We start from the raw sequence: 8,066 nt of genomic DNA on the forward strand, positions 1-8,066 counted from the left end.
GCTGCTTTTATAAGGAAGCTGATTGGAAAACGGGTGAGAAAAAATAATGGTTACAAAAAGGAAAAAAAACTAGAAAACAAAGAATGAAACAACATCTTAAATTCGAAGCCTACGGTATATTACTTTTTGTGTTATTTATTATAGAATTATCCAAAATGGGCTATATTGGCGATTACCTAAATCTTTTTTTTCGATTTTTAGTGGGACAATGGGATTTTACTCTTAGTTTAATTGGCCTATACCTTTCGTTATACTTAATGACCAAAAGAAAATTTTCTTTTCATTGGTCTATGAGAAAAATTGGCCTACTCTTGATTTATATTTCACTAATTATCTTAAACCATGTAGTTTTTGTCGAAAATATTCAACTAAATGGGATGTATAAAGATATTGGAGTCTTAAAAGCAACATGGCAGCAATTTGTTCTGGAAATGAAAGATCATGGGAATGTTGATTTGGGTGGTGGAATGGTCGGAGCTTTATTTTATCAGCTATTTAATTACCTTTTTGACCATTCAGGAACAAAAGTAATATTAGTGGCACTTATTTTGGTAGGAATACTTCTTTTCTTTCATTTTTCTTATGTAGAGCTATTTAAAAAAATAAAGCTCTTTTTCCAAAACCAAATAACTGTATTAGAGGAAAAAGTCAAGGATTTTCTTTTATTACTTAATCAAAAACAACCCAAAGCAAAAAGAAGAAAATTACCACAAAAAAATAATGAAGAGCATATAGAAAATGAACCAAATTCTAATCACTTTGACCATTACGAAGAACCCATTATTCATGATTTTATGGATCGAAACGTGTCAACAAACCAGTCAACAATTAATCATAATACACATCCTTTAAATATGGATTTAGAACTAGAAAATCAAGAGGGTGACGATAATCAAGAAATTGAATTAAGTGGGATTTCTTTACAAAATGAAGAGAAAAATTATTTTATGCCTCCCTTTCATATCTTAAATTCTCCTGAATTTCAAGAACAAGGAGAAGAATTTAAAGATATTAGTAATAATGCAAAAAAATTAGAATCTACTTTAGAAAGTTTTGGTGTAAAAGCACGAGTAACACAAATACATAGAGGTCCTGCCGTTACACGCTTTGAAATTCAACCTGATGTAGGTGTAAAAGTTAGTAGGATCGTCAATTTAGCTGATGATATTGCTTTATCTCTTGCGGCAAAAGATATTCGAATCGAAGCACCTATTCCAGGAAAAGCAGCAATAGGAATTGAGGTTCCTAACTCAGAAATTGCAGTGGTTACTCTGAAGGAGGTACTAGAAAGTCAAGCATTTTATGAATCTAAGTCAAAACTAAGTCTCGGACTAGGTAGAGATATATCTGGTGAACCTATTATTGGGAATTTATCAAAAATGCCCCATTTATTAGTAGCTGGTGCTACTGGATCAGGTAAAAGTGTATGTATTAATTCAATGATTGTAAGTATTCTATATAAAGCAAAACCAAGTGAAGTAAAGTTTTTAATGATTGATCCCAAGATGGTTGAACTTAATGTTTATAATGGGATCCCCCATCTTTTATCACCAGTTGTAACTGATCCAAAAAAAGCATCAAAGGCTTTAAAAATGATTGTGAATGAAATGGAAAAAAGATATGAAAGCTTTGCTGAAAAAGGTGCACGTGATATCGAAAGATATAATGCACTTCTTATCGATGAAAGTCCTGAAAAGGCGCAAATTTTGCCATATATCGTTGTTATCATTGATGAACTAGCAGACCTAATGATGGTTGCGCCAAATGATGTAGAAGATGCAATTATTCGTTTGGCTCAAAAAGCTAGGGCTGCAGGAATTCATTTAATTGTTGCAACACAACGTCCTTCAGTTGATGTTATTACTGGTTTGATTAAAGCAAACATACCTTCACGAATTGCCTTTGGGGTTTCTTCCCAAACTGATTCAAGAACGATCATAGATATGGGGGAGCTGAAAAATTACTTGGTAGAGGGGATATGCTTTACTTTCCTGTGGGCTACTCGAAACCTGTTCGTGTTCAAGGAGCATTTATAACTGATCTTGAAGTGGAGGCTGTTGTTCAATATGTGAAAGAACAACAACAAGCAAATTATCAAGAAGGAATTGTTACGGAACTAAATAAGCCAAATGAAGCTGAAGAAGTCGATGAGGTTCTTGATGACCTATTTTATGAAGCTGTAGAATTAGTGGTTGAAACAAAACAAGCATCTGTATCCATGTTGCAGCGAAGGTTGCGAGTTGGGTATACTAGAGCTGCAAGATTGATTGATGAAATGGAAAAGAGAGGTATTATAGGCCCTTATGAGGGAAGTAAACCACGTACTGTTCTTATTAGCATCGATCAGTATCAACAAATGAAGATCCCAATTTAAATGCTTTCATAGAAATTTTTGTTGATTTTTTGTTTAAAAAAAGTGAAAATAAATGTGAGATGTTAATGTAGTATAACGTCAGACGTCTAATATGAAAGGAATGCTTTTTAATGTCCTTAAGATCTGATCCACGGCCTCTTTATCTATTGGTTATCGATAAAATTAAGCAAGATATTGAACAAAGAATCTTAAAGCCTGGGCAGAAACTTCCATCAGAGTTTGAGTTATCTAAAGATTTGGGAATAAGTCGTGCTACCTTGCGTGAAGCTCTTCGAATTCTTGAAGATGAGAATATCATTACACGTAAACACGGAGTTGGAACATTTATCAATGCTAAACCTGTATATACAAGTGGTATTGAAGAATTATTTAGTATCACTCAAATGATTGAAAAGAATGGACAGAAAGCAGGCACTATTTATGTAAACAAAGCTTTTGCGTCTGCAACACAAGAAGATATAAAAACTTTCCATCTCGATGATTCAGATCTTGTTCTAAGAGTTGAAAGGATCAGAACTGCAGACGAAGAGCCTGTTGTTTATTGTATTGATAAAATTCCCGATAGTATATTAACGAAAGATTTTGATTTTCACCAATATGGTTCTGTATTTAAAAGCCTTGAACAACATGCTAATATTTTTATTTCCCATGCCATTACAGAAATTATTCCAATAGGTTATCATGAAAAAATTTCGCCATTATTACATTCACCACCTGAATCATCATTATTGATTTTAAAACAGCTCCATTTTGATATGAGCGATCGTCCAGTATTATTCTCAATCAATTATTTTAGGGCAGACAAGTTTAGATTTCAGGTGTTGAGAAAAAGATAAAAAGTAAGAAATGTTTTCTTTTGTAAGGAGGTGTTAATAATTTAGATAGGAATTCAATGAGTTCAATTTATTTTTAACATTATTTAAAATTAAATTGGGGGTTAAATTTATGAAAAAATTTTTCACATTAATGCTTATTTTTACTCTTGCTATGACTACCTTTTTAGTAGGTTGTGGTGCTGATAAAGAAGAAACAAAAAAACCAGACCAACAAGCTCAACCAGATCAAGCAACAGAAAAACAGCTAAAAGTTGCAATGGTAACTGACGTTGGTGGTGTGAATGACCAATCCTTCAACCAGTCTGCATGGGAAGGACTACAAAGAGCAGAACAAGAACTTGGAATTAAAGCTTCTTACAAAGAATCAAAACAAGATGCTGATTATGCACCAAATATGGAACAATTATTAGACGAAGAAAATGATTTAATTTGGGGAATTGGTTTCAAAATGGGAGATACTATTCTTGCTGAAGCTCAAAAAAACCCAGATCAAAAATATGCAATTATTGACTACGCTTATGATCAAACTCCAGAGAACTTAGTTGGGGTAGTATTTAAAGCAGAACAAGCTTCTTTCTTAGTTGGTTATATTGCTGGTAAGATGACCAAGACTGGAAAAGTTGGTTTTGTTGGTGGTATTGAAGGCGTTGTAATCGATGGTTTTGATTATGGTTTCCAAGCAGGTGTGAAGTATGCAAACCCTAATGTTACTGTTTTAAGACAATATGCTGAATCCTTTACAGACTCTGCAAAGGGTAAAGCAATCGCAAACTCCATGTACCAAGACGGAGCAGATATCGTTTTCCATGCTGCAGGTGGTGTAGGTGATGGAGTTATTGAAGCTGCTAAAGAACAAGGAAAATTCGCAATTGGTGTTGACAGAGACCAAAATAACTTAGCGCCAGATAACGTAATTACTTCTGCGATGAAACGTGTAGATAACGGTATTTACAACATTGTAAAACAGCTCAAAGAAGGGAATTTCCCTGGTGGGCAAACCGTCGTTTTAGGATTAGCTGAAGGAGCAGTCGATATTGCACCATCCTCTGACAAACACGTTCCTAAAGAAATTTTAGATGAAGTAAATGGTTTGAAAGAAAAAATTATCAATGGGGAAATTGAAGTACCTTACAATAAAGAAACCTTTGATAAATTTGAAGTAAAATAATAATTGTAAAGAAAAACTTAACAGCTCGGACAATTGTCTGAGCTGTTTCGATATGTAGATTGGATTGGAGGGTTCTTCTTTGAATCACATAGATTTCCAGGATAAAGTTGTTGAGATGAAAAGCATCACTAAGATTTTTGGAAATTTAAAAGCAAATGACAATATAAATCTAACTGTTCATAAAGGAGAAGTCCATGCATTATTAGGAGAGAACGGTGCTGGTAAATCAACGTTAATGAACATTTTATATGGACTTTATCAACCTACGTCTGGTGAAATATATATTAAAGGAAAAAAGATTGATATTACAAATCCAAACGTAGCGATTAAACATGGTATTGGAATGGTTCATCAACATTTTATGCTGGTAGAACCCTTTACAGTTGCAGAAAATATTATCTTGGGAATGGAAATAACCAAGGTACTCGGCAAACTAGATATGCAAAAGGCGATTCAGGATGTTCAATATTTGTCTGAAAAATATGGATTACATGTTGATCCTAATGCAAAAATTGAAGATATTACGGTTGGGATGCAACAAAGAGTTGAGATTTTAAAGGCTTTATATCGTGGAGCCGATATCTTAATTTTGGACGAACCTACTGCTGTTTTAACACCGCAGGAAATCAATGAATTGATTCAAATCATTCGTAATTTAACTGGTGAAGGTAAATCTGTCATTATCATAACCCATAAATTGAAAGAAATTAAGATGGCAGCAGATTATTGTACGATTATAAGAAGAGGGAAACATATTGATACTGTTGATGTAAGTGATACAACTGAAGAGGAATTGGCTGCTAAAATGGTAGGCAGAGAAGTAAGTTTCAAGGTGGAAAAAGAAGAAAGAGAACTTGGAAAACCAGTTTTCTCTATTGAAAACATTGTGGTAAAAGACAATAGGGGAATTAATGCCGTCAACGGATTGTCCCTTGAAATATATGCTGGAGAAATACTTGGAATTGCTGGTGTAGATGGAAATGGTCAAAGCGAACTCATTGAAGCCATAACTGGCCTTAGAAAGATTGAATCTGGCAGGATTTCAATTAATGGTAAAGATATTACCAATCGAATACCAAAAGAAATCATTGAAAATAAGATATCTACAATCCCGGAGGATCGACAAAAAAGAGGTCTTGTACTTGACTTCACCGTTGCTGAAAATATGATTCTAGAAAATTATCACAAGGAACCTTTTGCAAAAAAAGGAATATTAAATCATGATAAGATAAAAGAGTTTGCAAAAGAGTTGATCGAAAAATTCGACATAAGGCCAACAGATGAAAATGCCAAAGCAAGATCTCTGTCTGGTGGGAACCAACAGAAAGTGATCATTGCTCGTGAGGTAACAAATGACCCTGACCTGCTAATCGCAGCACAACCTACGCGCGGACTTGACGTAGGTGCTATTGAATATGTGCATAAAGCTTTAGTGGAACAAAGAGATAAAAATAAAGCAGTCCTTTTAGTGTCTTTAGAACTTGATGAAGTAATGAATGTATCAGACCGCATTGCCGTAATCTATGAAGGAAAGATTGTAGGAATTGTTGATGCAAAAGAAGCTGATGAAAACACATTAGGACTAATGATGGCAGGAGGTGGTGTCGATGTTGGACAAAAATAAAAACAGCAAATTATTAAGTTTATTTTCCGGAACCTTTGGTTTTACGTTGATTTCTATTTTGATCGGCTTAATTATAGGTGCCATCGTACTGTCAATTGCAGGATATAATCCGTTTGAAGCTTATAGTGTCATGTTTAAAGGGATATTTAGTAAACCCAAATATATTGCATACGCTATTATTTACGCTACACCACTCATTATGACAGGTTTATCTGTTGCCTTTGCCTTTCGTACAGGACTATTTAATATTGGTGCTGAAGGACAGTTTATTATTGGGGCATTAACAGCAGCTTTGACAGGTTACTTTTTAAAGTTGCCCCCAGTTATCCATGTCCTTGTGGTATTTGTTTTGGCTGCTACTGCTGCAGGATTGTGGGGAGGTATTTCAGGTTTTTTAAAAGCAAAATTTGGTGTTCATGAAGTTATTTCAACAATCATGTTGAATTGGATCGCATTATATCTAAATAACTATGTTGTGATGTTGGAAGGCTTTAAAAAACCTCAAAGTGAGGCATCTTATGAAGTTTTAAGTACTGCTAGCATAGGACTTTTGGAAAAATGGAAATTATCTGAAGCTGGTAGAGAATGGCTTAGAAACTTTCCATTTTTGGCTGATATGATGAGAGCACCAATTAACTTAGGATTTATTATAGCTATTTTACTAGCAATCTTAGTCTGGTTTATTTTAAATAAAACGACATTGGGATATGAATTACGATCAGTGGGATTTAACAAATTTGCTGCTGAGTATGGTGGAATTGGTGTGAAAAAAAGTATTATTATCTCCATGATGATTGCTGGTGCCTTAGCAGGGATGGCTGGTGCTGTTCAAGTATTAGGTGTTACGAAAAAAGTTGCAGTATTAGCTGCGATGGAAGGTTATGGATTTGATGGAATCGCTGTATCACTAATTGGGAGTAATACAGCTTTAGGTAGTGTTTTAGCTGGTCTATTATTTGGTGGTCTTAAGTATGGTGGACCTAAAATCCAGTCTGCTTTAGGTGCCCTATCAGAGGTCGTAAACATTGTAATGGGTACGATTGTATTCTTTATTGCTATTCCAAAGTTTATTAAAATGATGCTGTCGCTAAGAAGTAAGAAACGAGGTGAACAAGATGTTAGATAGTTTAGCATTTATTATTGGAACTACTTTGATGTATGCAACACCACTTATTTATACAGCTTTAGGTGGAGTCATCTCAGAGAATTCGGGAGTGGTTAACATTGGACTTGAAGGAATGATGACGATTGGCGCCTTTACTGGGGCAACAGTGGGTTATTTTTCAGGTGATCCGTGGATAGGATTTTTGTCTGCTGGAATTGCAGGAGGTGTATTAGCATTATTTCATGCTATTGCTTCTGTCACTTTTGCTGCTGATCAAGTGGTATCTGGTATTGCCATTAACTTTCTTGGCCCAGGACTAGCTTTGTTTTTAAGTCGTTTATTCTTTGACGGGGCAACGATGACAAAGCCAATACCATTAACTAATAAAATTCCAAGACCCTTTGATGGGGTATTTCCACAAAATTCTTTTTTAGATCTAGTGTTTAATCAGTATGCAACCGTCTATCTTGCTTTTTTTCTTGTACTTGTTATTTGGTATACCCTTTACAAAACGAAACTTGGTCTAAGAATACGAGCAGTTGGTGAACATCCAAAAGCAGCTGATACGTTGGGTGTTAACATTTATAGAATTAGATATTTAGCTGTGATTATGTCAGGAGTTTTTGCAGGTTTTGGTGGAGCGGCAATGAGCATTGCTGTTGTCTCTAATTTCAGACCTACCTTAATTTCTGGGCAAGGTTTTATTGCTTTAGCTGCAATGATTTTTGGTAAATGGAAGCCTCAAGGGGCAATGTGGGCATCTCTCTTATTTGGGGCAGCACAAGGTCTAATCGTTTACCTTGGAGGAACAGGTATACAAATTTCTTCGCAAATCTTAGCGATGTTACCATATGTATTAACATTAATTATTCTTATGGGTTTTGTAGGGAGAGCAGTTGCTCCTGCAGCAGATGGGATACCTTATGAAAAAGATCAACGTTAAAAGAAGCAATAAAAAA

The 8,066-nt window shown here is 34.8% G+C and carries 5 protein-coding genes and 1 pseudogene; all 6 read left to right on the forward strand.

What is annotated here, in order from left to right; genetic code table 11:
- Positions 1-83 precede the first annotated feature (83 nt).
- The 6 genes and pseudogenes from U473_RS04940 to U473_RS04965 all read left to right on the forward strand — a co-directional run bounded on the left by U473_RS04940 (position 84) and on the right by U473_RS04965 (position 8,050).
- A pseudogene (locus U473_RS04940) lies at positions 84-2,374 on the forward strand (DNA translocase FtsK).
- Between the two features lie 110 nt (positions 2,375-2,484).
- Positions 2,485-3,210: a GntR family transcriptional regulator gene (locus U473_RS04945; RefSeq protein ID WP_068723956.1), complete on the forward strand. Its 726-nt coding sequence runs from the start codon at positions 2,485-2,487 to the stop codon at positions 3,208-3,210.
- Between the two features lie 109 nt (positions 3,211-3,319).
- Positions 3,320-4,378: a BMP family lipoprotein gene (locus U473_RS04950; protein WP_068723958.1), complete on the forward strand. Its 1,059-nt coding sequence runs from the start codon at positions 3,320-3,322 to the stop codon at positions 4,376-4,378.
- A gap of 115 nt (positions 4,379-4,493) precedes the next feature.
- Positions 4,494-6,002, forward strand: coding sequence for an ABC transporter ATP-binding protein (locus U473_RS04955; protein WP_068727475.1), 1,509 nt, complete (start codon positions 4,494-4,496; stop codon positions 6,000-6,002).
- The gene (locus U473_RS04960; RefSeq protein ID WP_068723960.1) at positions 5,986-7,128 is read left to right on the forward strand and encodes an ABC transporter permease; all 1,143 of its coding nucleotides are present in this window, start codon (positions 5,986-5,988) and stop codon (positions 7,126-7,128) included. The genes U473_RS04955 and U473_RS04960 overlap by 17 nt, the downstream gene beginning before the upstream one ends.
- On the forward strand, positions 7,118-8,050 hold the full coding sequence (locus U473_RS04965) for an ABC transporter permease (RefSeq protein ID WP_181482230.1): 933 nt from the start codon (positions 7,118-7,120) through the stop codon (positions 8,048-8,050). The genes U473_RS04960 and U473_RS04965 overlap by 11 nt, the downstream gene beginning before the upstream one ends.
- The last annotated feature ends 16 nt before the right edge of the window (positions 8,051-8,066 follow it).

It is taken from the genome of Tepidibacillus decaturensis (genome assembly GCF_001561915.1).
GTDB classification, from domain to species: domain Bacteria; phylum Bacillota; class Bacilli; order Tepidibacillales; family Tepidibacillaceae; genus Tepidibacillus_B; species Tepidibacillus_B infernus.